Raw genomic sequence first — 24,161 nt, forward strand, 5'->3', positions numbered from 1 at the left:
GGAGGGGGACGCCGTGGACGTGAGGCGGATCATCATAGCCACGCCGGGGCCTCCCGGAAGAGGGGGCGGAGCGCACTCCTTCCGCTGCTCGCGCTGCTGTTCGACGCCGCCCGGCCCGGGTCGTCGCCGCGCCCGCGCCGCCGACCCCGCCGGGGGCCTCCGGGCGGCCGCCCTCAGCCCCGGCCGTCGAGCTCCGCGATGGTCTCCACCAGCCACGACCGCTCGGCCGCGGTGGACGCCCTGGCCACCAGCAGCACGCCGCGCCGGAACGGGTTCGGTTCGCGTTCGGCGGTGACGGGCCGGCCGTCCCCGTCCTGGAAGAAGCTGCTCGGAGCGTCCAGGAAAGCCAGCCGGCGCCGGAGCACCGCGGCCTGTCGCCGCGGGTCCGCGAGGTGGTGCAGGAAGGCGGCGAGGGCGAAGAACCGGATCTGGTCGGAGATCTCCACCTGCTCCGGGTCGGCCACCCGCCGGCGCAGCTCGGCCCGGCCCTCCTCGGTGAGCTCCAGCGTCTGGCGCGGTGCGGCCCCGGTGCCCGGTTCGGTGCGGCGGCGCAGCTGGCCGGCCTTCTCCAGGCGGGTGATGGCGGGGTAGAGGGCGCCGTCGCTGACCGGCCGGACGTGCCCGGTCAGGGCGGTGATCCGGGACTTGAGTTCGTAGCCGTGCAGCGGCTGCTCGTACAGGAAGCCGAGGATCGCGAGGGTCAGCACGATCGAAGCCCTTTCGTCGGAGTGCGCCGGTGGCGCGCTCATGTTACCTCTTGTCGAGGTGGCTCGATTAGAGGTATCTCTATTCGAGGCATCGCGCCGCCGACGGTCGAGGCGGCCGTGCGAGACGACGGCCGCCCGCGCGGGTGGCGGAACGGGGGAGCACCATGCGCGAACACCTGTCGCGACTGACCGCACTGGCCGGACCGGTCTACGCCGAACTGCTGTCCGGGGTGATCGCCTCGGTGATCGGCGCCTACTGGGTGGCCGGGCTCGGCGGGGCCGCCGTCGCCGCCGTCACCCTGGCCGGCACGGTCGAGAACCTGCTGCTCGGGCTCGTCCTGGTGGTCGGCTCCGGCACCAGCGTGCGGCTCGCCCGGGCCCTCGGCGCCGGCGACCGCGAGGACGCCGCCCGCACCACCCACGCGGCCTGGCGGCTCTGCGCCGCGGGCGGCCTCCTGATCGCCGTCCCGGGCTTCCTGCTGCGCGATCGCCTCGCCGGCGCCTTCCTGGACGGCGAGGCGGCCGCGCTCGCCGTCGACTACTTCACCGTCGCCCTCCCGGCCTTCGTGCTGTTCTGCGGCCAGCGCGTCGCCGACGAGCTCTTCAAGGGCGCCGGGGACACCCGCACCCCGATGCGGATCGCCCTGCTCTCCAACGCCCTGCTGCTCCTCCTCGACCCGTTGCTCGTCCTCGGCCCCGGCCCGCTGCCCGCCCTCGGCGTCACCGGCGCCGCCCTGGCCCTGACCGCCGCCCGGGCCGTCGCCCTCGCCGTCACCTGGCGACTGCGGCCGCGGACGGCCGCACCCGACGGGGGAGTCCGCGCGGCAGCCGGCCGGATCGTCCGCGCCGGGGCCCCGCTCGGCCTGGACTTCACCACCCGGATGGCCGTCGGAACGGCCCAACTCGCCCTGGTGGCGGGCTTCGGCGTCGCCGCGGTCGCCGGGTACGGCATCGGCTACCGCGTCCTGCTGGTCGTCACGATGTCCTTCTACGCGCTGCGCCAGGCCGCCGCCATCGAGGCCGCCCGCCTCGTCGGTGCCGGGCTGACGGCCGAGCTGCGCCCGCTGCGGCGCGCCACCGTGCGTCTCGCCGCGCTGCTGGGTGCGCTCGCCGCGGTGCTGTCCGTGGTGCTCGCAGCCCCGCTGACCGCGCTGTTCACCGACGACCCCGCGGTGGCCGCGCAGTCCGTCGGCTTCCTGCGGATGGCCGCGTGCTACCTGCTCCCGTACGCCCTGGTGGTCGCCCTCGGCGGCCTGCACCAGGCGGCGGGGGCCGGCCGGGCCCTGGCGCTCTCGGTGCTGATCGGCCTCGGGGCGCAGCTCGCCGCCTCCGTGGGCCTGGCCGGGCCGCTGGGGGTGACCGGGGTGTGGGTCGGCCCGGCCGTCGGCGCGGTGGTGCAGCTGGCGCTGCTGCTGCTCCTCACCCGGCGCCCGCCGTCGCCGTCCGGGTCGTCCGGGTCGTCCGGGTCGTCCGGGTCGTCCGCGGTGACGTCGGTGACGGCGGCGACGTCGGCGGCGGTAGGGCCTGCGGTGCCGGTGCCGGCGGGCGAACTCCCCGCCGGGGCCCCGTGATCCGCCGACCGACTGCCCCCGTACGGCCTGCCGGCGGTCCGTCAGCCCGTGCGCCGGACGTGCTCCGCGGCCCGGCGTCCGGGTGCCGATGCCCGGGTGCCACGACGCCACGGGCCTGCGCCTGTCGCCGCGGCTGCTCGGCCGGTGCGTGATCCGGGCGCAGGGGCCCCTGAGGGCGGCGGAGCACGTCGCCCGCTACGGCCTGAGCGCCGGCCGGTGATCGTCCGCCGGCGCGCCGAGGTGCGCGTCGAGGGTGGCCCGCAGCAGCGGCTCGAGGTCGTCGCCGCCGGTGACCAGCCGCAGGCTGCCCCAGGTGCGCAGCTGGGCGAGTCCGTGCAGGTTCGCCCAGAGCGCGGCCGCGGCCGGAGCGGGCTCGGCCTGGTCCTGGCGCACCTCGCCGACCAGCCGGGCGACGGTGCGGAACATCGGCAGGGTGGTGTGGCGGAGCTCGGTTCCGCTGCCCTCCAGCAGGTCGTGGCGGAACATCAGCTCGAACATGCCGGGATTGGCGGCCGCGTAGCCGAGGTAGGCGCGGGCCAGCGCGACGAGCCGGTCGCGGGGGTCCGCGCCGGTGGCTGCGGCCAGTGCGTCGGCGCCCGCCATGGCGTCGGTGAGGCGGCCGAAGCCCTGCCGGGCGACGGCGGAGAGCAGTTCCCGGTGGGTGGGGAAGTGGCGGCGCGGCGCGCCGTGCGAGACGCCGGCCCGGCGGGCGATCTCGCGCAGACCGAGGGCGTGGACGCCCTCGGTGGAGACCAGTTCGACGCCGGCCGCCACCAGGCGGGCGCGCAGGTCCGTGTCCGGATCGTTCATGGACAGTGTCTACCAGGCCCGGTAGACACTGTCTACTCGCGGTCGGCGCGGTGCCCCGGCAGAATCGGGGCCATGGACGAAGGCGGCGAACCGGCCTGCTGGCTGGGCCGGGTCTGCCCGGAGTGCGGGCGGTTGCGCGACCGGCCCGGGCCCGCGCGCTGTGAGAGCTGCGGCGCGGTGGACGCGGAGTCGGCGGAGGCGGTGCCGGAGTCGGAGTCGGCGGAGGCGGTGCCGGAGTCGGAGTCGGCGGACGCGGAGCCGGAGGAGGAGCCTTCCGCGGGGTCGGGGGGCGCCTGACCGGCTGACCGGTCCGGCCGGAACGCCCCGGCCCCGGTCCGGCCGGTTCTTCCGGGCGGACCGGGGCCGCGGACCCGCAGCGGGGCGGGCTACTGCTGCTGCGGCGGCTGGTCGCGGAACTGGTTCTTCGCCTGTTCCTGAGCAGCGTCGACCTGGCCGCTGTACCTGCCCTGAGTACGGTCGTCGACGGCGTCCCCCGCCTTGTCGACGGCCTTCTCGGCCTGGTCCTCGTGGCCCTTCAGCAGGCCCTTGAGCTTATCCATCATGGACATCTGGTCACACTCCCGGATCAGTCGGCCCCACTCCTCCAGCATCACCGCGTTCGCCGCCGCCCGCATCCCGCGGTCGCGTGGCGGGCTTGGCAAGGTGGTTCCGGTCATGTCAAATCGGGGTTCACGGATCGTCGGAAGGAGTCGCCTTGAAGCTGCGCGCCCGTCGTCTCACCGCACCGCCCCACCTCCCGCACACCCCGATCGACCAGTCCGCGCCGATACCGCGCCCGCGCACCGCCGGCCGCCGCCCCCACGCCGCCGCCCGCGGCGCGGGCGCCGCGCTGACCGTCACCGCCCTGGTTGCGCCCCTGCTGCTGGCCGGCGCCGGCAGCGCGGCCGCCGACCCGGATCCGGCGCAGCGCGGCGCGAGACTGGCCGCCCGGCTGGTCGAGGCCGCCGACGCCGAGACCGCGCGGGACGACCTGGCCGCGCTGCAGCGGTTCGCCGACCGCAACGGCGGTACCCGGGTGGCGGGTTCGCCGGGGCACGAGGCCTCCGCGCGCTACGTCTACGAGCAGGCCCGGTGGGCCGGGCTCAAGGTGTCCCGGCAGGAGTTCGAGTACACCTTCTTCGAGGCGCGCTCGCAGCGGCTGTCGGTGCTCTCACCGCAGGCCGAGAACGTCCCGCTGATCGCCATGACGTACTCCGTCGGCGGCCCGGAGGCCGGGCTGGAGGCCGAGTTGGCCGTCGCCCCGGTCGGCGCCGCGACGGGTTGCACGCCCGCCGACTACCCGGCCGGCGCGTTCACCGGCCGGATCGCGCTGATCCTGCGCGGCGGGTGCAGCTTCGCCGCCAAGCAGGCCGCGGCGGCCACGGCCGGTGCGGTGGGCGCCGTGGTCTACAACAACACCGACGGGGACCTGAACGGCACCCTCGGCGATCCGGCGGCCGGGCGGATCCCGGTCGGCGGGATCACCCGGGCGGCCGGGGAGGCGCTGGCCGCGAAGGCCGCCGCGGGGCCGGTCCGGGTCGACCTGGACGTCCGCACCTTCATGGAGCCGCGCAAGACCTGGAACGTGCTCGCCGAGACCCGCGGCGGGGACGAGGCGAACACCGTCATGATCGGGGCGCACCTGGACTCCGTCCCGGCGGGGCCCGGTATCAACGACAACGGCTCCGGCTCGGCCGGCATCCTCGAGGTCGCCCGCAACCTGAGCGTCCACCCGGTGCGGAACAAGGTCAGGTTCGCCTGGTGGTCCGGCGAGGAGTTCGGACTGAAGGGCTCGGAGGCGTACGTGAAGTCGCTCTCCGACGCGGACAGGAAGAAGATCCGGCTCTACCTCAACTTCGACATGATCGCCTCCCCCAACTACGCGCAGTTCGTCTACAACGGCTCGGGCAGCAGCGGCGGCCCGGCGGGCCCCGCGGGCTCGGCGCAGATCGAGCGGGACATCACCGGCTACCTGGACGGCCGCCGCCTGCCGCACGAGCCGACCGCCTTCAACGGCCGCTCCGACTACGGCCCCTTCATCGACGCGGGCATCCCGGCCGGCGGCACCGACACGGGCGCCGAGGTCGTGAAGTCCGCCGAGCAGGAGGAGCGCTACGGCGGCACGGCGGGCACCGCCTTCGACGCCTGCTACCACAAGGCCTGCGACAACCTGGGCAACATCGACATGGACGCCTTCGACGTCAACATCGACGTGATCGCCCAGGCCGTCGGCACCTACGCCTGGGACCTCTCCTCGCTCGACCGACCCGTCCCGCCGCAGCGCCCCGCGGGGCAGGGCGGCGCCGGTATCAGCGGCGGCCACGCCCACGAGGTGGCGGCCTGACGCCCGGGTGGGCCCGCTGCCGTCCTCGGGCGGCGGGCCCACCCGCCCCGTCGTACGCTCATCGGCCCCTCCTCCCGGACGGCGCCCCTGGTCGGGCCCGGGTGCGTGCACCGTAGCGCAGGGCACTGACAATCCGGCCCCGGGGCCTGTACGGTGCCGCGCGGGGCGCATCCGCCGAGACCCGGGGGGTGCGCCGAGTCCGGTCCTGACACCATGGGACCTAGATCACGACACCGTGAGACCCTCGGAGGAGCAGCACCATGAGCACGCACTACGACGTCGTCGTCCTCGGCGCCGGCCCCGGCGGCTACACCGCCGCCGTCCGCTCCGCGCAGCTCGGCCTGAAGACCGCCGTCATCGAGGCCAAGTACTGGGGCGGCGTCTGCCTGAACGTCGGCTGCATCCCCTCCAAGGCCCTGCTGCGCAACGCCGAGCTCGCCCACATCTTCACCAAGGAGGCCAAGACCTTCGGCATCAAGGTCGAGGGCCAGGTGACCTTCGACTTCGGCGAGGCGTTCCGCCGCAGCCGCTCGGTGGCCGACGGCCGGGTCAAGGGCGTCCACTACCTGATGAAGAAGAACGGCATCACCGAGTACGACGGCTGGGGCACCTTCGTCGACGACCACACCCTGCAGGTCGCGCTCAGCGGCGGCGGCTTCGAGGTCGTCACCTTCGACCACTGCGTCATCGCGGCCGGCGCCACCACCCGCCTGCTCCCCGGCACCAGCCTGAGCGAGCGCGTGGTCACCTACGAGGAGCAGATCCTCACCGAGCAGCTGCCGGAGAGCATCATCATCGCCGGCGCCGGCGCGATCGGCGTCGAGTTCGCGTACGTGCTGCACAACTACGGCGTCAAGGTCACCATCGTCGAGTTCCTCGACCGCGTGGTGCCGCTGGAGGACGTCGAGGTCTCCACCGAGCTGGCCAAGCAGTACCGCAAGCTCGGCATCGAGGTGCTCACCTCCACCCGGGTCGAGTCGATCGACGACAGCGACCCGAACGCCAAGGTCCGGGTCACCGTCACCAAGGACGGTCAGCAGCAGGTGCTGGAGGCCGACAAGGTGCTCCAGGCGATCGGCTTCGCGCCGCGGGTCAACGGCTACGGCCTGGAGAACACCGGCGTCAAGCTGACCGACCGCGGTGCCATCGCCGTCGACGGCCGCGGCCGCACCAGCGCCGGGCACATCTTCGCGATCGGCGACGTGACGGCCAAGCTGATGCTCGCGCACGCCGCCGAGACGATGGCCGTGATCGCCGCCGAGACCATCGGCGGGGCGGAGACCATGGAGGTCGACTTCGCCATGATCCCGCGCGCCACCTACTGCCAGCCGCAGATCGCCTCCTTCGGCTACACCGAGGCCCAGGCCCGTGAGCTCGGCCACGACGTCAAGGTCGCCAAGTTCCCGTTCACCGCCAACGGCAAGGCCCACGGCCTGGGCCACCCGATCGGCTTCGTCAAGGTCATCAGCGACGCGAAGTACGGCGAGCTGCTGGGCGCGCACCTGATCGGCCCCGAGGTCACCGAGCTGCTGCCCGAGCTGACGCTGGCCCAGCAGTGGGACCTCACCGTCCACGAGGTCGCCCGCAACGTCCACGCGCACCCCACCCTCGGCGAGGCGGTCAAGGAGGCCATCCACGGCCTGGCCGGCCACATGATCAACATGTGACCGCGGCCCGCTGACGGCCCCTCCGGCGCCCGCCCGCCCGCACCCGGGAGCATCCCGGTAAACCGGGTGCGCGGGCGCCGGCCCCGTTGGCAGGATGCCGGGATGACCTCACACTCCGCTGCTCGTGACTCGCTGGAGGGCCTCGCCCTCGGGGACGGATTCGGGGAGCGCTGGTTCCCGCTCTTCCGGCCGGCGCAGACGGCGATCCCGGAGATCCGGGCCCGGCGGGTGCCGCAGGAGTCCCCCTGGCACTGGACCGACGACACCGCGATGGCGCTGTCGGTCTACGGGATCCTCACCGCCTTCGACGCCGTCCACCAGGAGCGCCTGGCCCGCGCCTTCGGGGCCACCTACCAGGCCGACGCCTACCGCGGCTACGGCCACGGCATGCACCTGCTGCTGCCCGAGCTGGCCGCGGACCCGGGGAGCTGGCGCACCCGGGCCCGGGACCTGTTCGACGGGCAGGGCAGCCTCGGCAACGGCGCCGCCATGCGCGTGGCGCCGTTGGGGGCCTGGTTCCACGAGGACCTGGACGAGGCGGCGGAACAGGCCGTGCTCTCCGCCGAGGTCACCCACGCGCACCCGGAGGGGGCGGCCGGCGCGACGGCGGTCGCCCTGGCCGCCGCGCTCGCCGCCCGCGGCCGCTCCGGGGCCGCCGCTCCGGCCGGTGCGGAACTGCTCACCGAGGTGGCCGACCGGACACCCCGCGGGGAGGTCCACGAGGGCCTGCGCCGGGCCGCCGGACTCCCGGCCGGCACGGAGCCGTGGCGGGCGTCCGACCTGCTCGGCAACGGTCAGCGGATCACGGCTGCCGACACGGTGCCGTTCGCCCTGTGGTCCGCCGCGCACCACCTGGACAGCCTCACCGACGCACTCTGGACCACCGCGGAGGGGCTCGGCGACGTGGACACCACCTGCGCCATCACCGGCGGCGTGGTCGCCGCCCGCACCGGCCTGGCGGACGTCCCGCAGGACTGGCTGTCCCGCCGCGAACCCCTGCCGGACTGGGTCGACGCCGCCGAGGCCGAGCTCCCGTAACCCGCCGCAGCCCCCCGGCCCCGCTCAGCCCCCCGGCCCGGTGGGGGCCGGGGGAGCGGGGGTCACATCGTGCCGGTGAAGAGCAGGGCGACGAGGGTGCCGTCGGCGTCGCGGCCCTCGAGGCAGAGGGCGGCCTCGGCGGAGACCGGGAAGGCGAGGAGGTTGGCGCCCGTGGTCTCGTCGATCGGGAGGTCGACCCAGGCGGGGGCGCGGCCGGCCCCGTCGGGGGTGGCGAGCCCGGCCTCGACGCGGGCGACCAGCGCGTCGAGGTCGGCGAGGCCGGCGGGCCGCGGGCGGCCGGGGGCGAAGGCGTCCATCGCCGTGGCGTCCCAGAGGAAGCCGAGGTCGGGGCCGAGCGGCTGGTAGTCCTCGACGGCGTCCTCGAACTCGGCCTCGGCGATCACCTCGGGTGCGGCCAGCGGGACGAGCACCAGCGTGACGGCCGGCGTCTCCCGGCCGGTCTCGGTGTCGTGGGTCCGGACGACGCCGACGTGGACGGGGTGCCGGCCGGCCGGCACGCCGGAGCACTCGGAGAACTCCGACGGGTCCGGGCAGCTGAAGACGAGGTTGGAGACGACCGTGAGGTCTCCGGCGTGGTGGAACTCCTCGGGGCGGTCCCACGAGTCGCCCACGTGTTCGTCGGCGAGCTGGTGCAGCAGGGTGTCGATGTCCATGGGCGCACATCCTGGCGGACGGCACCGACAACCGGCCGCGCGGGTGTCACCGGGCCGACGGGTCCGCCCCGGCGGCCCGCTGCCGGGTGCTCGGCTCCGGGGTGTCCGCGGCGGTGAACGGGCCCTCGTCGACGAACCGTTGCAGCCAGTGGGCGAAGGCGCGGGCGTCGGCCTGCGGCCAGGAGGCGAGCGAGTCGTCGATGCGGGCCGCGAGCCGCCGCCGGGCGACCTGCACGGCCTCCCGACCTCGGTCGGTGAGGGCGAGCAGGGTCGCGCGGCCGTCGGCCGGGTCGGACTCGCGGCGCAGCAGGCCGCCCCGCTCCAGCCGGTCGGCGCGGCGGGTGACGGTGGTGCGGTCGAGTCCGACCTCGCGGCCGAGGTCGGCCGCGCTGCACGGGCCGGTGCGGGCCAGGCCGCTGAGCACGGGGTAGGTGAGCTCGTCCACGGACTCGCCGAGTCCGTCGGTGAGGTGGGCGTAGAGGCCGGCCCGGCTGCTGCGGCGCAGGAGCAGTCCGAGGGCGTCGGCGATCTCGTCGCCGGTGGTGTGGGGTGGCTGGTTCGTCACCCCAGCAGAATAGCGTGCGCGGGGCACGCTTTGCTGGTAGCGTGAGAAGCGTGCTCAAGGCACGTAAATTCTGCGAGGCAGTCCCGTACACCCCAGGAGTCCCGATGAACCGCACCGACATCCGCGCCGCCCTGACCGACCTGATCCTCACCCCGGGCCTGAGCCTGGACGAGGCCGCCGACCGCCACTTCGCCCCCGACTACCGCCAGCGCACCGACGGCGAGTGGGCCGACCGGCGCGAGTTCCTCGACCACATCGCGCACCTGCGCTCGGTGGTCGCCGGCGGCACGGTCGAGGTGCACGACGAGCTGGTGGTGGGCGACCGCTACGCGGACCGGCACACCGTGGAGGTCACCAAGAAGGACGGCTCCACCGTCCGCATGGAGGTCTACCTCTTCGGCGAGTTCGCCCCGGACGGCCGGTTCCGCCGGGTCGAGGAGACCACGCTGATGCTCGTGGGCGCGGAGCGCGACCGGAACCTCGGCAGCGCCCGCTGAGGGGGCCCGCCGCGCCGCCGGGGTGCTGTTCCGCCCGGAGCCGCGCCGCCGGGGTGCTGCGCCGCCCGGGGCCGTGTCGGCGTCAGAGCCGGTCGTAGACGGCCGAGAGGCGGTGCAGCACCTCGGCGGCGCGTTCGAGGGCTGCGGCGTCGTGGTCGGCGAGGTCGGTGTGCAGCGCCTCGGTGAGCGCCTGCTGGCGCTGCCGGTGGCGCTCCCGCCCGGCGTCGGTGAGGGTGACCACGACGGAGCGCTTGTCCTTGGGCGGTCGGGTGCGGGTGACGTAGCCGGCCGCGACCAGGCCGTTGACCAGCTGGGTGGTGGCGGCGCCTGTGGTCTCGGTGCCCGCCGCGAGTTGACCGATGGTCAGCGGACCCTGGTCGGCGAGGGTGCGCAGGGCGCGGGCGTGGGTGAGGGAGAGGGCGCCGGGGGTGCGGGTGGCGCGGCCGCGCAGCCGGGCGTCGGCGGCACTGAGGCGGTAGGCGGCCCGGGCCAGGAGGTCGAGCGCCCGGGCGCGGTCGGGTGTCGGCGGCGTGGCGGTCATGCGGGTTCTCCCGGGTCGGTTCGGCGGTGGGGCGGTCGGCTTGACAGCAGCTTAACCTAAGTACTTAATGACTAAGTACTTAGCTGTTGGCCGGGTCGACCGGTCGGCAGCACGCCACGCAGGAGGAGGACCGTCATGACCATTCGATCGACCGGCCAGAACTGGGCCCTGGACATCGCCCTCGCCCAGGGCGGCTTCGACGCGCTGCACCCCGAGGCCGTCGGGACGATGGAGCAGCTCGGCCACGACCACACCGACTTCGCGAAGGTCTTCGCGCTGGTCCGCAGCGGCGCGATGCTGCCCAAGGCCTGGGCCACCGTGGCCGGTCAGGCCGAGGAGCGCGCCGCCCACCACGAGCGGGGCGGCTTCACGCAGACCGCGGCCGACCTCTACCTGCGGGCCGCGGTGATGTGGGGGCGCGCCCAGTACTCGCTCTTCGACGCGGAGGACCCCCGCAAGCTCGCCATGCGCGAGCGCGCCAACCACTGCGTGGAGCGCCTGGGCGCCCTGCGGGACGGCCGGGTGCGGCGCGTGGAGCTGGACTTCGAGGGGTCGCGGATCCACGCCCTGCTGCACCTGCCGGCCGGGCGGGTCGAGAACGCGCCGGCCGTCATCCTCGGCCCGGGGATGGACATGATCAAGGAGGACTACATCTGGGCCGCCGAGCGCTACTACACCTCCCGCGGGATGGTCGCGCTGTCCATCGAGGGGCCGGGCCAGGGTGAGAGCCGGGCCGGCGGCCTCACCGTGGACCTGGGCAACTACGAGCGGGCGATCGGTCGTTACCTCGACCACCTGGCCGCGCTGCCGGAGGTGGACGCGGGCCGGATCGGGATGTTCGGCATCTCGATGAGCGGCTACTGGGGTTCGCGGGCCGCCGCCACCGACCGGCGCCTGTCCGCGCTGGCCGCCTTCGAGGCCGTCACGGGCGACTTCGCGACCATCTTCGAGCGCGCCCAGCCGACCTTCAAGAACAACTACATGTACATGGCCGGGTACACCGACGAGGAGGCCTTCGACCGGGACCTCGCGCACCGGATGCCGCTCGGCGAGCTGGTCGCGGACATCACCTGCCCGGTGCTGTACGGCATCGGCGAGTTCGACGAACTGACCGAGCTGGGCCAGGCCCTGGCGAACTTCGAGCTGATCCGGGCGCCGAAGGAGCTGCGCGTCTACGAGGACGAGTTCCACCCGCTCGGCGGGGTGGCGGCGGAGGCCTTCCGGTTCGGTGCCGAGTGGCTGGAGCGTGCCCTGGCCGGCGAGTTCCGGGAGCCGGGCCGCGACGTCCGCCACTACGTCCACCGGGACGGCCGCACCACCGACGGCGGCGCCGACCCGGTCTGGTGGCTCGGCGCCGCCCCTACCCGGCTCGTCGAGGCCCGTCGGGGCTGATGGCGGGCTGACGGCCGCGGGGCGTCGGCGGGGCCCGGCCGGCGGCGGGCGACGCCGGGGCGTCGGCGGCCCCCGGGGCGGCTGTCGGGCCCGGACGGCTGTGGACGCCCCCGGGTGTCGGTGGGGTGGCCCCCGGACGCTATGTTTGAACGTGTTCAATACCAGCGTTCGGGGGGATCGACCATGGCCAGGCAAGCAGTACCGCAACGGGCCCGATGGCTCGCCGCCGCAGCCGCGGCACTCTGCGCCGCACCGGCCTGCCTGCTCCTGGCCGGGGGCGGGGAGGCCGTCGCGGGCCTGGTGGTGCTCGCCGCCGCGCTCCCGGTGGCCGCGCCGCTGGCGTTCCACCGGGACCGGATCGCATTCCGCACCGCCTGCGGCGCGGCGGCGGTCGTCGCCGGGCTGGTCACCCTGCTCTGCATGCTCCTCGGCCTGGCGGTGCTCGGCTGGCTCGGTCTCCTCGCCGGCGCCTGGATCTGCATGTTCGGCCCGGCGCTCGTCGTCCTGCTGGCCGCCCGCCACCTCGCCCGCCCGATGGTGCGCGGTCGCGCGGTGACGGCGCTGGGCTGGTCGGCGGCCGCACTCGCGGCGGGTGCCTGGGTCTATCCGGCGGTCGCCCCGCTGGTGCGCCCCCACGTCACCCAGGCCGACGGCTACGTGGTGGTGATCGGCCCGGACGGCCCGGCGGTGAGCCGCGGCATCGAGGCCGCCACCTGGGCGGCCGGCGAGATCGGCCCGGGCACCCAGGTGCTCACCCTGTGCATGGCCGGCACCGGCGTGGCCGACACCCGGCTGCTCGTGCGGATCCGGTCGGGTACCCCGGGCGGGGAACGCGACCGGATCCGCACCCGGGCCGGCGCCCTGCCCGGGGCCGTCGAGGTCCACGAGCACCACGACGGTCAACACGTGACGTGCTGAGCGGGCGCGCCCGCGAAAACCGTTCGACAGCGGGCGGGCCGGCTGGCAGTCTGCGCGCATGACCCACGGAATCGAGTCCCACACCACCCGGTGAGCGCCCAGGACGAGCGCCACGCGCTCACCCTCCCGCCCGCCGCACCCGCACTGTACGACCTGGCCGTGGAGGTGCTGGCCGCCTCCCCGGACGGCCTGCCGCCCCGGCGCGGGGGCTTCCTCCAGCCCGCGAGGGCCGCGAGCTCCGCGAGTCCCGGGAGCCCCGCGGAGCCCGGTGAGCCCCCGGAGCCCGGGAGTCGAGCGGACCTACTGCCCCGGGCGGAGGCGCTCGCCGTCCTCCGGGAGGCCCTCCACCCGCTCCCGGCCGGCCCGGCCGCCCTGCACCGCCGCCTGGCCCGTCCAGGGCTCCAGGACCACCACCGGTACCTGATCCGGCAGGTCGTCGCCGAACTTCCGCTCCCCGCCGGGCGGTCGGCCGAGGCCCGGACCCTGGCCCGGCGGCTGGTCCGCACGGGCACGACCACGCTCGCCGTCACCGTCGGCCTCCTCCTGCTCGCCCGCACCGGCGAGCCCGAGGACGTGCCGCAGCTCGCCGTCCTCGGCCGCTTCCGGGAGTTCACCGGCCCGGCCGTCGATGCCCTCGACCTGCTCGACCGCCCGACCGCCGGGCTCGTCCACCTGGGCGTCGGCGCCCGTCGCGACCTGTTCCGTCCGCTGCTGCGCGCCCTGCGGGCCGGGGACGACCCGGCCGTCCGCGCGGCGCTCCTGGCCCTGCCGGACCCGCCGCGCGAGCTCCCCGCCGCGACCGCCCGGCGGATCGTCGAGGCCTCCCGGTTGCCCGGGCTGATGGACCGCCACCCCGCCGACCCCGACCTGCTCGCCCTGGCGGGCGCCCTGCTCGTCCGGATGGCCTCCTCCCGCCACGACCCGGCCGATCTGCTCGCCTGCCGGGGCGTGCTCGGCCTCTACCGCCGCGTGGTCACCGCGGCGGCCCGGCTGCCGGCCACCGTCGACAACGCCGCGATGCTGCTCTCGCTCGCCCTGGACCTGAGCAGTGGCGCCGGTGTGCTGCTGGACTGGCCGCCCGGGACGCGCACCGCATTGCTGGAGTCGTTGGGCCGGCTGCTGGCGCAGCCGCGCTGGGCCGCCGTCGGCACCCGCCCGCAGGACGCGGAGCAGCGCCCGCGAGCGGCCTGGATCCGCCGCGTCGGGCGGCGCCCCTTCGAGCGGCCGGACGGCGGCCCCGGCGGCGGGCCCGCCCTGCGCGTCGAGGTGGTGGCCGGCGACCCGGCGGAGCGGGCGGCGGTCGAGACCCGGATCCTGATCGACGGCCGTCCGGTCGTCCCGGCGCTGTTCGGCCGCGGCCCCGCCGAACCGCCCGAGGCGCTGCTGGAAGGGGGATTGCTACGGGCCGCGGCGGAGCCGCGCGAGGTGCGGCTCGCCGAGGCGGCCTGCGCCGAGGGGTGCTGCGGCGCGCTCTACGTGACCATCCGTCGGGTCGGCGGTGAGGTGGTGTGGGACGGCTGGCGGAGCCCGTGGAACGACCGGGACGCGGGGGAGCCCGACCCCGGCCCGCCCGCCCGCCGCTTCGACGCCGCCGCCTACGACGCGGAGGTCGCCCGCGCGGAGTCCGATGACTCCTGGTCCTGGCCGGCCCGGCGGACGGCCCGGCTGGTGACCGCCGCACTGGACGAGTCGCCCGGGCTGCTGGGCCGCTGGGGTGTCCGCCGCGGCTGGATCGGTACCGACGCCGACGACCCGGACGTCGTCGTGGTGACCTTCTGGCGCCGGCCGGGCGAGGCCTCGGGCGAGGGCGGCGGCGCGGACGGGGCCTCGGACGGGGTGCGGGGGAGCGGCAGGCCGCAGCAGTTCCGCTGGACGCTGCCGGACGACGGCACCCCGCCGCAGCCGCGGGCCGCCGCGATCCTGCGCCGTCTCGCGGAGGAGGACCCGACGGTCCACGCGCAGGCGTGCGGCTGAGACACGGGTGCCGGGAAGTGTTGGGAAACTTTCCTAATCATACCCATTGACGGGTGGTCATCACGTGGGGATCCTGAACTCCGCGTCTCCGGTGGCCACCCGCGTCGCGCGCCCTCCCCTCCACCCGATCAGAGAATCGAGTAGACGTGCGCCGACTCACCTCCGCCCTCGCCGCCGCCGCGCTGGCGCCGACCGCCCTGGCCCTCGCCCCCGTCGGCACCGCGGCCGCGGGCACCCCGCACGCCGCCGCCGGGCCCGGCGCGATGGCCGCCGCCCCGTACGAGTACCTCGGCTGGGGCAACCCGCAGAAGCCCACCGACGTGATGGCGGCCACCGGCGTCACGTGGTTCACGCTGGCCTTCATGCTGTCCGACGGCACCTGCAACCCCAAGTGGGACGGCAGCCGGGCCCTGCGCGGCGGCTCCGACGAGGCCGCCATCGCGTCGATCCGTGCGGCCGGCGGCGACGTGGTCGTCTCGGTCGGCGGCTGGAGCGGCAACAAGCTCGGCGAGAAGTGCGGCAGCGCCGCCGCACTCGCCGGGGCGTACCAGAAGGTCGTCGACGCCTACCACCTCAAGGCGCTCGACATCGACATCGAGAACACCGAGTTCTCCAACGCCACCGTCCGCCAGCGGGTCGTCGACGCCCTGAAGACCGTCAAGGCCAGGAACCCCGGGCTGGTCACCTACGTCACCATGGGCACCACCCCGAGCGGCCCGGACGCCAACGGCAAGGACCTGATCCGCCGGGGCGCCGCCGCCGGCCTCGCCAACGACGGCTGGGTGATCATGCCCTTCGACTTCGGCGGGCACAGCGGGAGCATGGGCCAGGCCAGCGTCAGCGCCCTGGAGGGCCTGAAGGCCGCGGTGAAGTCCGCCTACGGCTACGGCGACGACGCCGCCTACCGGCACATCGGCGTCTCGTCCATGAACGGCGTCACCGACGAGGCGGACGAGACCGTCACCACCGGCGACTTCCAGACCATCCTGGGCTACGCCCGCCAGCACCACATCGCCCGCTACGCCTTCTGGTCCGTCAACCGCGACCGCGGCTGCTCCGGGGGCGGGTCCGACGCCTGCAGCGGCATCAGCCAGTCCCCGTACGCGTTCACGAAGATCGTCGCCCAGTACAAGGGCTGACCGGTCATCGGTCATCGGTCAGCCTCGGCCTCGGCCTCGGCGTCGGTGCCTGGCGCCGCCCCCGGGGCCAGGGCCAGGTGGGTGAGGACCGCGCCGACGGCGGACATCACCGCCAGGACCACGCCGAGCGTGTGCAGGGCGCCGGTGAGCCCGGCGGTCAGGGCCGGGTGGTGCGCGTCCGGCACCCGGCCCTGGACCGCCAGGGCCGCCACCCGCGCCGCGTCCCCGGGGGAGAGGCCCGCGCCGTCCAGCCGGGCGGCGGTCAGCGTGCTGAGCAGTGCGGCGGCCCCGGAGACGGCCACCGACTCGCCGGTGACGCGCATCGTGTTGAAGACGCCCGCGGCCGCTCCGGCCTGCTCGGGCGGCACGGTGCCGACGGCCGCGTCGTCCATCACCCCGAACGCCAGCCCGACACCGGCCCCGAAGGGCAGCAGCGGCACGGCCAGCGCCGCCCACGACCCGTCGGCCCGCACGGTCGTCAGGAGCAGCGCGCCCACCACGATCAGCACGGAGGCGGCGGTCAGCACCGTCCGCACGGAGCAGGCCGCGGCGATGCGGGCCGCCGGCAGCGGCAGCAGCAGCACGGGCGCCGTCATCGGCAGCAGGAGCAGCGCGCTGGTCAGGACACTCCGGCCGCCGACGCCCTGGAGGTAGGCCGGCAGGTGCACCAGCAGCACCACGAAGCCGAGCGTGACGGTGAACGGCTGGCACATCAGGGCGAGGAAGGCGGGGCGACGGAACAGCCGGACGTCGACCATGGCGCGTCCGGCCCGGCGCAGCTCCACCACCACGAAGAGCGCGACCAGCAGGAGCGCGCCGGCGAGCGGCAGCAGGGTGCCCGGGGCCGTCCAGCCGGCCGTGGTGGCCCGGACGAGCGCGAACGACAGGGCGCCGAGGCCGGCGGTGAAGCAGCCCAGCCCCGGCAGGTCGACGCCGGGGTGCCCGGGGTCGCGGGACTCCGGGGCCCGGGTGGCGCACAGCCACGCGGGCACGGCCAGCGCGGCCACCAGCAGGAAGACCGACCGCCAGCCGGCCGCCTCCACCAGTGCGCCCGCGGCCATCGGGCCGATCGCCAGGCCCGTCCCGAAGGCGGTGCCCAGGACGCCGAAGGCCAGCCGGCGGCGCCGCCCGGACGTGGCGTTCGCCAGCACCGCCGCCCCCGAGGCCAGCACCGCCGCCGCCCCGCACCCCTGGACGGCCCGGGCCGCGTCGGCCACCGCCATCGAGGGCGCCAGCGCGACCAGTGCCGACAGGGCGCCGACCAGCGCGATGCCCGTCAGCAGCACCCGGCGCCGGCCGATCCGGTCGGCGAGGCCGCCGGCGGCCAGCGGCAGTGCGGCGAAGGTGATGTTGAAGGCGTTCAGCATCCACTGGGCGGCGCTGACCGAGGCGCCCAGGTGGGCGGTCATGCTGGGCAGGGCCACGGCGGCCCCGGTCACCGAGAACGGCAGCATCAGCGCGGAGCAGCCGACCGCGCTGACGGTGGCCCAGTAGCCGGGCGGTGCGGGTGCGGCGGCCGGCGCGGTGGCGTCCACCGGGCGGGGGTGTGCGCGGTGCGGGGCGTCCGGGGGCAGGGCGTCGGCGTGCGGGGTGTCGAGGTGCGGGGAAGCGGTCATGGCGCCGATCGTCCGCGGGCGCCGCCCGGCGGTTGAAGGGAGCCGCGTTCCCTGGGAGTGGCAGGGCCACCCTCCGGCCTCGGCGGCCCGGGCCCGCCCGCCCATACTGGAACGCATGCCCGACCCGATCATCCTCACCAACAGCCTCGGTGACTACCTGCGCAGCCGCCGGGCCCTGGTCTCGCCCGAGGACGTCGGGCTGCCGCCGACCGCCCGGCGCCGGGTCCCCGGCCTGCGGCGCGAGGAGGTCGCGGAACTGGTCGGTCTCAGCACCGACTACTACGTCCGGCTGGAACAGGGGCGCGCGGAGCGCCCGTCCGACGAGGTCCTCGACGCGCTCGGCCGCGCGTTGCGGCTCGGCCCGGCCGAGCGCGCCCACCTGTACGACCTGGCCCGTCCGCCCCGCCGCCGTGGGGGGCGGTCGGCGGCGGTCGGACGCGAGGAGGTGCTGCGTCCCGCGCTGCACCGCGTGGTGGCGGCGATGCCGACCACCCCCGCCCTGATCATGAACGAGCGCAACGACGTGCTGGCCTGGAACGCCCTGGCGGCCGCGCTGATCGCGGACTTCCCCCGGCTGCCGCCGCGCGAGCGGAACATGGCCCGCCGGATCTTCCTGGACCCGGCGGCGCCGGCCGTCCACCTCGACTGGGAGGAGGCCGCGCGGACCACCGTCGGGGTGCTGCGGATGGCCTCCGGGCGCCGGCCGCACGATCCGGAGCTGGTCCGCCTCATCGGTGAACTCTCGCTGGGAAGTGTCGAGTTCCGCACCCTGTGGGCCGGCCACCACGTGCACGAGAAGACCTGCGGCCCCAAGCGCTTCCGGCATCCGGTGGTCGGGGACGTGACGCTGGACTACGAGACCTTCCGGGCGCCGGGCGCCGCGCACCACCTCCTGGTCGTCTACACGGCGGCGCCGGGCAGCCCGGACGAGCGGGCGCTGCACCTCCTCGCGGCCCTGGAACCCGGCCTGGTGCAGGTCCCGGTGCAGGACCTGGAGCAGGAACCGACGCGGGGCCTGACGCGGGACCTGACACGGGACCGGGCGCAGGGGAGGCCGGACCGGGCCCGGGTGTGACCGGCCGGGGCGGGCGGCTGCGCCACTTGCCCGTTCAACTGCAACTCGGCTGCCCCGGCGGCCGATTGCGCCCCTCGGTTAGGCTGCCGTCATCGACCGGCCGGTGGGGCGGCGTGCGGTTCCGGGCGGCGCGCGGACCGGCGCCCGGCCCCACCGGGCGGCCGCCCGGCGTCGTCCCGCGGGGCGGCCGCAGGCGTCACACGCATCCAGGAGGTGTCATGCGCATGGCTATTGCAACCCCGGCCCAGAGCGTCGCCGTCAGCGTCCGACTCGTGCGACTGGTCGAATCGGTGCGAGCGGCCGTGCGGAGCTGTACCTCGCCCGCCGGGACGGCCGCGGCCGTGGCACACCGCCTGCGCCCCTTCCTCGACCACCCCGACCTGCTGACCCCGGACCAGCACGAGGGGGACCGGGCGCACTACCGCCAGCACGTCCTGCACGTGGAGCCGGACGGCACCTTCTCGGTGGTCGCGCTGGTCTGGTACCCGGGGCAGCGGACGGCGATCCACGACCACGTGTCCTGGTGCGTCACCGGGGTGTACGAGGGCGTCGAGCAGGAGACCCGCTACCGGGAGGTGCCCGCCGGCGACGGCACCCGCCTGGTGGTGACCGAGGAACTGGTGAACGCCACCGGCGACGTCGTCGGCATCGCCCCGCCCCACGACATCCACCGGGTCAGCAACGGCGGGGACCGCAAGGCGGTCTCCATCCACGTGTACGGGGCGGACATCGGCCGGCTGGGTTCCAGCATCCGGCGCGTCTACGAGGACCCCGCACTGACGGAAGGCTAGGGAGTGTCCTGTGGATCGCTGCCGGGGCCGCGATCCACAGGACGCACCCCTAGGGCGTCTCGCCCTCGCCCTCGGTGTCGATGTGGGGGAGGATCCGGTCGAGGAACCGGGGTGTCCACCAGGCGGCCGCGCCGAGCAGGGTCATCACCGCCGGGACGAGCAGCAGGCGCACGACCGTGGCGTCCACCAGGACGCTGACGGCGAGGCCGAGCCCCATCATCTTGATCACGATGTTGTCGCTCACGATGAAGGCGGCGAAGACGCTCACCATGATCAGGGCGGCGCAGGAGATCACCCGCGCGGTGATCTCCAGCGCGTGGGCCACCGCGTCGTGGCTGCGGCCGGTGCGCAGCCAGGCCTCGTGGACGCGCGAGAGCAGGAAGATCTCGTAGTCCATGCTCAGGCCGAAGACGATCGCGAACATCATCATCGGCACGTAGCTCTCGATCGGCACCTTCCCGGAGACCCCGAGGGCCGGCCCTCCCCAGCCCCACTGGAAGACGGCCACCACGACGCCGTACGAGGCCGCGATCGAGAGCAGGTTGAGCACCGCGGCCTTGACGGCGACGAGCAGGCCGCGGAAGACGACGAGGATGATCAGGAAGGCGAGGCCCACCACGACGGCGATGATCAGCGGCAGCCGGCTGGACACGATGTCCAGGAAGTCCACCTGCGCCGCGGTGTTCCCGGTGACGTAGGTGGTGGCGCCGGTGCCGGCCACCGCGTCGGGCAGCACGGTGTCCGACAGGTGGTTGACCAGGTCGGTGGTGCTGCGGTCCTGCGGCGCGCCCGCCGGGATGACGGTGTTGAACAGCACCGCGCCGTCCGGGCTGGTCTGCAGCGGGGTGGCGCTGGCCACGTCGGCCAGGCCGGTGAGCGACTGCTGGACGGCGGTCTGCACCGCGGGCCGGTTCGCGGCGGGCACGGCGCTCTGGTCGACGACCACGGTGAGCGGCCCGTTCGACCCGGGGCCGAAGGCCGCGGACATCAGGTCGTAGGCCCGCCGGTCGGTGAAGCTGGTGGAGTCGGCGCCGTCGTCGATGTGACCGAGCTGGATGGAGAACAGCGGGATCGACAGCACCACCAGGACGGCCACGCCGGAGATCAGGTACGGCCACGGGTTCGCCTCCACGCGGCGGGCGTAGCGGTGCCAGGTGCCGGTGGCCTCCGCGCCCGCCGCGCCCCCGGTCTCGGCGATCGGCCGGCGCACCGTGAACCGGTCCATCCGGCGGCCGATCAGCCCCATCAGGGCCGGTAGCAGGGTGAGTGCGCCGAACACCGCCGAGACCACGGTGACGGCGGCGGCCGCACCGAGTTTGGCGATGAAGGAGATGCCCGAGACGGACAGCCCGGAGAGCGCGATGATCACCGTGCAGCCGGAGACCAGCACCGCCCGCCCGCTGGTGGCCACCGCCTGCCCGGCGGAGGCCACCGGGTCCACGCCGTCCATCAGGTTCTGCCGGTGCCGGGTGAGCAGGAAGAGCGCGTAGTCGATGCCGACGCCGATGCCGATCATCGTCGCCAGGGTGGGGGCGACGGTGGCGAAGGTGGACAGCGCGGCGATCAGCCCGAGCACGCCGAGGCCGACGACGGCGGCGAACAGCGCGGTCAGCAGCGGGAGCCCGGCCGCGATGAGGCTGCCGAAGCCGACCAGCAGCACCACGATCGCGACGGCGAAGCCGATCGCCTCGCTGGTGCGGTCGTCCGGGGCGGGGCGGGCCAGTTCGCCGAGCGGGCCCCCGTACTCCACCTGCACGCCCGCCTCGCGCAGCGGTGCCACGGCGGTGTCCACACCGGTCAGGTACTCCGTCCCGAGCAGCGTCGGGTTGGTGTCGAAGCGGACGGTGATGTAGCCGGTCTGGCCGTCGGCGGACAGCGGGCCGCCGGGCGGGGCGGGCTGACCGGCCGGGGGCAGCGGGCTCTGCACGGACAGCACGTGCGGCAGCTGCTGCAGGGCGCCGACGGTCTGCGCGACCTGGTTCGGGAAGTCGGTCAGCGGCTGGGCGTCGTGCAGGACCACCTGGGAGCTGGTGCCGGCGGCGGCCGGCTCGTGGGCCTGCAGGACGTCCCGGCCCTGCTGCGCCTGGGTGCCGGGGAGCGAGAAGTCGTCCGAGTAGCTTCCGCCGACCGTCTTGTTGGCCGTCTGGACGCCCGCCAGGGCCACGATCCACAGCACGATGACGATCAGTGAGTGGCGCGCGCACCACTCGCCCAGCCGGCGCAGCGCCGCGCGCTTGGCCGGGGGCGCGGCGGTCGGCGGGGTACGGCGGACGGGCGGCGGCATGGACGGCTCCTGGGGCTCTGCTCTACGGGTCGCCGATCCGGCGGAGTCTCCCCGTGGTGCGGGGCCGGGCAACGGTACCGGCGGGTAGTCGCCCCGTCGGCCCTGTCGCCCGAGCCGTGCCCCGCGCCCGCCCCCCGCGCGCCCGCCTCCCCCCCCGCACGCCCGCCTCCTCCCGCGCGCCCGCCCGGCCCGGCCGCCGAGCCGCCCGCGGCCCGGCCCGGCCGTGCCGCGGGGTCAGCCCTGCCGCTCGGGCCCGCCCAGGAGCGGCGTCCGGACCGGGGCCGCGGCGCCGACCAGGACGACGAGTTCGTGGCCGCCGGGGTTCGTCTGGACCGGGAGGGTGCGCCAGTTGTTGGCCAGCCAGACGTTGCCCGAGGGGTCGATCTGGACCCCGGTGTTCCGCTCCAGCCCGTCGCTGGTGTACCCGGTGTCGGCCGGGGAGATCGGCTGCCCGGTGCCGACGCCGGGCGGGCAGGCGGACCTCCTGACGCCGCACAGCCGGGCGACGCGGTGGCCGCCGAAGTTGGCGACCCACACCGTGTCGTCCCCGTCGACGGCGAGGCCCCAGGGCAGGAACAGGCCCCCGTTGTCGAAGGGCTGCGCGGCCGGGGTGCCGTCGGCACCGATCATGGTGACCGAGGTGCCCGGGAGCGGGCCGGCCCCGCCCGCGACGACGTCCGCGACGGCGTCCGCGAAGCCGGCCGCCGTGGCGTCCTCGCAGGGGACGGGGAGCACCCCGCTGTTGGACACCCAGGCGTTGCCCCGGCTGTCCGTGGCGACGCCGAGCGGATGGTTCAGGCCGCCGCCGGAGACCAGTCGCTCCGGGGTGCCGTCCGGGGCCAGGACCTGCACGTTGTCGCTGCCGTTGCCCGAGACCCAGAGCCGCCCGGCGGGGTCGACGGCCGCGCCGAAGGGCTTCACCAGCCCCGGCACCGGGATCTCCCGGGCGCGGGCCGCGTCGCCGTCCGGGACGCGGGTCACGCTGCGGCCGCCGCAGTTGGCGACCCAGACGGTGCCGGAGCGGTCGGCGGCCATGCCCTGGGGCTGGACGATGCCGCCGCCCCGCCAGCCGTCCCGCGGGGAGAGCGCGGTGCCGTCCGGGGCGAACTGGGAGACGCTGCGGTAGAAGCGGGAGGGGTCGAGGGGGCAACCGGAGCCCTGGAAACCGAAGTTGCCGACCCAGGCGTCGCCGCGCGCGTCGACGGTGACGCCGAACCCGGCGCCGTAGAGCCCGCCGCCGCGGTAGGGCGCGCCGGGGGCGTCCTGGCCGGTGGGGGTGAACTTGAGCAGGGTGCGTCCGCCGCAGACCGATTCGGCCGGGTCGGCGCCGAACCGGTAGTTGTTGCTGACCCAGACGTTGCCGTCGGCGTCGAAGGCGAGGTTGCCGGGGCCGTCGAGCTCGTGGCCGTTGCCGTCGTAGCGCAGGGCCACCGTCCAGGCGTCGGGGGCGGCGGGCAGCGCGGGCAGGTAGCGCGGGGTGGTCGCGGCGAGCGCGAAGAGGGCGCCGACGTCGTGGCCGGGGGCGTGGGCGAGGTCCACCGCGGCCTGCAGGGTGGTCCGCGGCCGCTCGCCGCCGGGCGGCCGGGCGAGGTCGAACAGCTGTCGGCAGGCGTCGCCGGTGACGCAGGAGGCGAGCAGGTTGGCGAGGGTGTTGAACTCGGCCATGGTCGAGGTGCGGTCGCCGTTCGGCGGGGTCGCGAGCACGGGTGCGACGTCGCCGGTGCCGGTGTCGGCCAGGTTGTGCGCGATCGCGGCGGCGTTCTGCAGCCCGGGGGAGGTGCCGGCGATGCCGGCCGGTCCGGTGAAGCGGGCCAGGGCGTACGCGACGGCGACGGTGGTGCGCTCGTTGACGACGACTTCGGGCGGTGCGGCGGCGCCGCCGAGCACCGCGGCGAGCGTGACCGGCCCGTCCGGGGAGTCGCCGCCCGGCCCGTCCGGGGACGCCCCGCCCCGGTGCTCCTGGCCGGGCTGCCGGTCGGCCAGCAGGTAGAGCACGGCCCGCGGGTCCGCGGGCCGGCGGTAGTCGAGGGTGAACCGGCCGTCCTCCCCGCTGCGGGCCCGGGCCAGCACCCGGGGCCGTCCGCCCGCCTCGTCGCCGGCCTGGTACAGCGTCACCTCGGCCCCGTCGAGCGGGGTGTCGCCGCTGCGGACCACCCCGCACTGGTGGTCCGGCCCCCAGCCGGGCGGGCCGGCCGGGGCGGCCTGGGCCGGGCCGGCGGCGAGCTGGGAGAGCAGGGCTGCGGTCAGCAGGACGCCCTGGCGTCGGCGCATGGGTGGCTCCGTTCGGTCGCGGACGGGCGGTCGGCCCGTCCGCGACCCGTCACGGTCCGCGGACCGGGCCGCCGCCGTATACCTGCCACACCGGGGGCTTCGAGCGTGCGACCGGGCGCGGGACGCGGCCGAAATTGCCCGGGACGGGTGAGCGCCGCCACCGCCGGCGGCAGGGGCTCGGCCCCCGCCGCGCGTGGTTCAGAGTCGTTCGAAGCCGCGGCGGCGTTCCCAGTCGGTGACGGCCCGTTGGTGGGCGGCGAGTTCGGTGCGTCCGGCGTGGGTGTAGT

Annotated in this window: 21 protein-coding genes and 1 pseudogene; 13 read left to right on the forward strand and 9 right to left on the reverse strand. The window is 75.6% G+C overall.

The window, feature by feature from the left end; translation table 11 throughout:
* Nucleotides 1-173: 173 nt before the first annotated feature.
* Complete coding sequence (locus ACFYUY_RS26630; RefSeq protein WP_360216676.1) at nt 174-707, reverse strand: PadR family transcriptional regulator; 534 nt, start codon at nt 705-707, stop codon at nt 174-176.
* A 164-nt stretch (nt 708-871) separates the two neighbouring features.
* Between ACFYUY_RS26630 and ACFYUY_RS26635 the strand changes: the two are divergent.
* Nucleotides 872-1,369, forward strand: a pseudogene (locus tag ACFYUY_RS26635) (MATE family efflux transporter); the annotation flags it as partial.
* A gap of 219 nt (nt 1,370-1,588) precedes the next feature.
* Entirely contained in the window at nt 1,589-2,278 is a 690-nt protein-coding gene (locus ACFYUY_RS26640; protein ID WP_387904353.1) for an MATE family efflux transporter, read from the forward strand.
* A gap of 195 nt (nt 2,279-2,473) precedes the next feature.
* On the opposite strand, the gene ACFYUY_RS26645 is transcribed toward ACFYUY_RS26640, so the two are convergent.
* Entirely contained in the window at nt 2,474-3,088 is a 615-nt protein-coding gene (locus tag ACFYUY_RS26645; RefSeq protein WP_360216592.1) for a TetR/AcrR family transcriptional regulator, read from the reverse strand.
* Between the two features lie 72 nt (nt 3,089-3,160).
* Here ACFYUY_RS26645 and ACFYUY_RS26650 point away from each other — a divergent pair, with 72 nt between their 5' ends.
* Nucleotides 3,161-3,385 carry a hypothetical protein gene (locus ACFYUY_RS26650; RefSeq protein WP_387904309.1) on the forward strand — a complete coding sequence of 75 codons (225 nt, stop codon included), beginning with the start codon at nt 3,161-3,163 and terminating at the stop codon, nt 3,383-3,385.
* Between the two features lie 89 nt (nt 3,386-3,474).
* Here ACFYUY_RS26650 and ACFYUY_RS26655 read toward each other — a convergent pair whose 3' ends face one another.
* Nucleotides 3,475-3,657 (reverse strand): antitoxin, encoded by a 183-nt coding sequence (locus ACFYUY_RS26655; RefSeq protein ID WP_360216586.1) that lies wholly within the window; start codon nt 3,655-3,657, stop codon nt 3,475-3,477.
* A 281-nt stretch (nt 3,658-3,938) separates the two neighbouring features.
* Between ACFYUY_RS26655 and ACFYUY_RS26660 the strand changes: the two genes are divergently transcribed.
* The 3 genes from ACFYUY_RS26660 to ACFYUY_RS26670 all read left to right on the forward strand — a co-directional run bounded on the left by ACFYUY_RS26660 (nt 3,939) and on the right by ACFYUY_RS26670 (nt 8,137).
* Nucleotides 3,939-5,432 carry a M28 family peptidase gene (locus ACFYUY_RS26660; protein ID WP_387904355.1) on the forward strand — a complete coding sequence of 498 codons (1,494 nt, stop codon included), beginning with the start codon at nt 3,939-3,941 and terminating at the stop codon, nt 5,430-5,432.
* Between the two features lie 260 nt (nt 5,433-5,692).
* On the forward strand, nt 5,693-7,099 hold the full coding sequence (gene lpdA, locus ACFYUY_RS26665) for a dihydrolipoyl dehydrogenase (protein WP_387904311.1): 1,407 nt from the start codon (nt 5,693-5,695) through the stop codon (nt 7,097-7,099).
* A gap of 102 nt (nt 7,100-7,201) precedes the next feature.
* On the forward strand, nt 7,202-8,137 hold the full coding sequence (locus ACFYUY_RS26670) for an ADP-ribosylglycohydrolase family protein (protein ID WP_387904313.1): 936 nt from the start codon (nt 7,202-7,204) through the stop codon (nt 8,135-8,137).
* A gap of 62 nt (nt 8,138-8,199) precedes the next feature.
* On the opposite strand, the gene ACFYUY_RS26675 is transcribed toward ACFYUY_RS26670, so the two are convergent.
* Nucleotides 8,200-8,811 carry a hypothetical protein gene (locus ACFYUY_RS26675; RefSeq protein ID WP_387904315.1) on the reverse strand — a complete coding sequence of 204 codons (612 nt, stop codon included), beginning with the start codon at nt 8,809-8,811 and terminating at the stop codon, nt 8,200-8,202.
* A 46-nt stretch (nt 8,812-8,857) separates the two neighbouring features.
* Nucleotides 8,858-9,376 (reverse strand): MarR family transcriptional regulator, encoded by a 519-nt coding sequence (locus ACFYUY_RS26680; protein WP_360216574.1) that lies wholly within the window; start codon nt 9,374-9,376, stop codon nt 8,858-8,860.
* A gap of 104 nt (nt 9,377-9,480) precedes the next feature.
* On the opposite strand from ACFYUY_RS26680, the gene ACFYUY_RS26685 reads away from it, so the two are divergent.
* Nucleotides 9,481-9,873 (forward strand): nuclear transport factor 2 family protein, encoded by a 393-nt coding sequence (locus tag ACFYUY_RS26685; RefSeq protein WP_360216571.1) that lies wholly within the window; start codon nt 9,481-9,483, stop codon nt 9,871-9,873.
* Between the two features lie 82 nt (nt 9,874-9,955).
* Here ACFYUY_RS26685 and ACFYUY_RS26690 read toward each other — a convergent pair whose 3' ends face one another.
* On the reverse strand, nt 9,956-10,414 hold the full coding sequence (locus ACFYUY_RS26690; RefSeq protein ID WP_387904319.1) for a MarR family winged helix-turn-helix transcriptional regulator: 459 nt from the start codon (nt 10,412-10,414) through the stop codon (nt 9,956-9,958).
* Between the two features lie 135 nt (nt 10,415-10,549).
* On the opposite strand from ACFYUY_RS26690, the gene ACFYUY_RS26695 reads away from it, so the two are divergent.
* From ACFYUY_RS26695 to ACFYUY_RS26710, 4 genes are all read left to right on the forward strand, one after another.
* Complete coding sequence (locus ACFYUY_RS26695) at nt 10,550-11,806, forward strand: alpha/beta hydrolase (RefSeq protein ID WP_387904321.1); 1,257 nt, start codon at nt 10,550-10,552, stop codon at nt 11,804-11,806.
* Nucleotides 11,807-11,989: 183 nt separating this feature from the next.
* Nucleotides 11,990-12,724, forward strand: a complete 735-nt coding sequence (locus tag ACFYUY_RS26700) for a hypothetical protein (protein ID WP_387904323.1) — start codon at nt 11,990-11,992, stop codon at nt 12,722-12,724.
* A gap of 90 nt (nt 12,725-12,814) precedes the next feature.
* The gene (locus ACFYUY_RS26705) at nt 12,815-14,698 is read left to right on the forward strand and encodes a hypothetical protein (RefSeq protein ID WP_387904326.1); all 1,884 of its coding nucleotides are present in this window, start codon (nt 12,815-12,817) and stop codon (nt 14,696-14,698) included.
* Between the two features lie 146 nt (nt 14,699-14,844).
* A complete protein-coding gene (locus tag ACFYUY_RS26710; RefSeq protein WP_360216556.1) occupies nt 14,845-15,837 on the forward strand; it encodes a chitinase in 993 nt (330 codons plus the stop codon).
* 11 nt (nt 15,838-15,848) lie between these two features.
* Here the strand turns inward: ACFYUY_RS26710 and ACFYUY_RS26715 are convergent, their stop codons facing one another.
* Nucleotides 15,849-17,453, reverse strand: a complete 1,605-nt coding sequence (locus tag ACFYUY_RS26715; protein ID WP_387904329.1) for an MFS transporter — start codon at nt 17,451-17,453, stop codon at nt 15,849-15,851.
* A gap of 115 nt (nt 17,454-17,568) precedes the next feature.
* On the opposite strand from ACFYUY_RS26715, the gene ACFYUY_RS26720 reads away from it, so the two are divergent.
* Both ACFYUY_RS26720 and ACFYUY_RS26725 read left to right on the forward strand, forming a co-directional pair.
* Nucleotides 17,569-18,528, forward strand: coding sequence for a helix-turn-helix transcriptional regulator (locus ACFYUY_RS26720; protein WP_387904332.1), 960 nt, complete (start codon nt 17,569-17,571; stop codon nt 18,526-18,528).
* Between the two features lie 224 nt (nt 18,529-18,752).
* Complete coding sequence (locus ACFYUY_RS26725) at nt 18,753-19,319, forward strand: cysteine dioxygenase (protein WP_387904335.1); 567 nt, start codon at nt 18,753-18,755, stop codon at nt 19,317-19,319.
* Nucleotides 19,320-19,368: 49 nt separating this feature from the next.
* Here ACFYUY_RS26725 and ACFYUY_RS26730 read toward each other — a convergent pair whose 3' ends face one another.
* Both ACFYUY_RS26730 and ACFYUY_RS26735 read right to left on the reverse strand, forming a co-directional pair.
* The gene (locus ACFYUY_RS26730; protein WP_387904337.1) at nt 19,369-21,603 is read right to left on the reverse strand and encodes an MMPL family transporter; all 2,235 of its coding nucleotides are present in this window, start codon (nt 21,601-21,603) and stop codon (nt 19,369-19,371) included.
* Between the two features lie 234 nt (nt 21,604-21,837).
* Nucleotides 21,838-23,874, reverse strand: a complete 2,037-nt coding sequence (locus ACFYUY_RS26735) for a hypothetical protein (protein WP_387904340.1) — start codon at nt 23,872-23,874, stop codon at nt 21,838-21,840.
* Between the last annotated feature and the right edge of the window lie 287 nt (nt 23,875-24,161).

Origin of the sequence: Kitasatospora sp. NPDC004745 (assembly GCF_042873275.1) — a bacterium.
Taxonomy (GTDB): Bacteria; Actinomycetota; Actinomycetes; order Streptomycetales; family Streptomycetaceae; genus Kitasatospora.

Excerpts from the sequence above, each read along its gene's own strand:
- ACFYUY_RS26735 (WP_387904340.1), bottom strand. The coding sequence starts at position 23,874 with ATGCGCCGACGCCAGGGCGTCCTGCTGACCGCAGCCCTGCTCTCCCAG.
- ACFYUY_RS26640 (WP_387904353.1), top strand. The coding sequence starts at position 1,589 with ATGGCCGTCGGAACGGCCCAACTCGCCCTGGTGGCGGGCTTCGGCGTC.
- ACFYUY_RS26675 (WP_387904315.1), bottom strand. The coding sequence starts at position 8,811 with ATGGACATCGACACCCTGCTGCACCAGCTCGCCGACGAACACGTGGGC.
- ACFYUY_RS26655 (WP_360216586.1), bottom strand. The coding sequence starts at position 3,657 with ATGTCCATGATGGATAAGCTCAAGGGCCTGCTGAAGGGCCACGAGGAC.
- ACFYUY_RS26700 (WP_387904323.1), top strand. The coding sequence starts at position 11,990 with ATGGCCAGGCAAGCAGTACCGCAACGGGCCCGATGGCTCGCCGCCGCA.
- ACFYUY_RS26725 (WP_387904335.1), top strand. The coding sequence starts at position 18,753 with ATGGCTATTGCAACCCCGGCCCAGAGCGTCGCCGTCAGCGTCCGACTC.
- ACFYUY_RS26730 (WP_387904337.1), bottom strand. The coding sequence starts at position 21,603 with ATGCCGCCGCCCGTCCGCCGTACCCCGCCGACCGCCGCGCCCCCGGCC.
- ACFYUY_RS26685 (WP_360216571.1), top strand. The coding sequence starts at position 9,481 with ATGAACCGCACCGACATCCGCGCCGCCCTGACCGACCTGATCCTCACC.
- ACFYUY_RS26695 (WP_387904321.1), top strand. The coding sequence starts at position 10,550 with ATGACCATTCGATCGACCGGCCAGAACTGGGCCCTGGACATCGCCCTC.
- ACFYUY_RS26670 (WP_387904313.1), top strand. The coding sequence starts at position 7,202 with ATGACCTCACACTCCGCTGCTCGTGACTCGCTGGAGGGCCTCGCCCTC.
- lpdA (WP_387904311.1), top strand. The coding sequence starts at position 5,693 with ATGAGCACGCACTACGACGTCGTCGTCCTCGGCGCCGGCCCCGGCGGC.
- ACFYUY_RS26650 (WP_387904309.1), top strand. The coding sequence starts at position 3,161 with ATGGACGAAGGCGGCGAACCGGCCTGCTGGCTGGGCCGGGTCTGCCCG.
- ACFYUY_RS26690 (WP_387904319.1), bottom strand. The coding sequence starts at position 10,414 with ATGACCGCCACGCCGCCGACACCCGACCGCGCCCGGGCGCTCGACCTC.
- ACFYUY_RS26720 (WP_387904332.1), top strand. The coding sequence starts at position 17,569 with ATGCCCGACCCGATCATCCTCACCAACAGCCTCGGTGACTACCTGCGC.
- ACFYUY_RS26645 (WP_360216592.1), bottom strand. The coding sequence starts at position 3,088 with ATGAACGATCCGGACACGGACCTGCGCGCCCGCCTGGTGGCGGCCGGC.
- ACFYUY_RS26715 (WP_387904329.1), bottom strand. The coding sequence starts at position 17,453 with ATGACCGCTTCCCCGCACCTCGACACCCCGCACGCCGACGCCCTGCCC.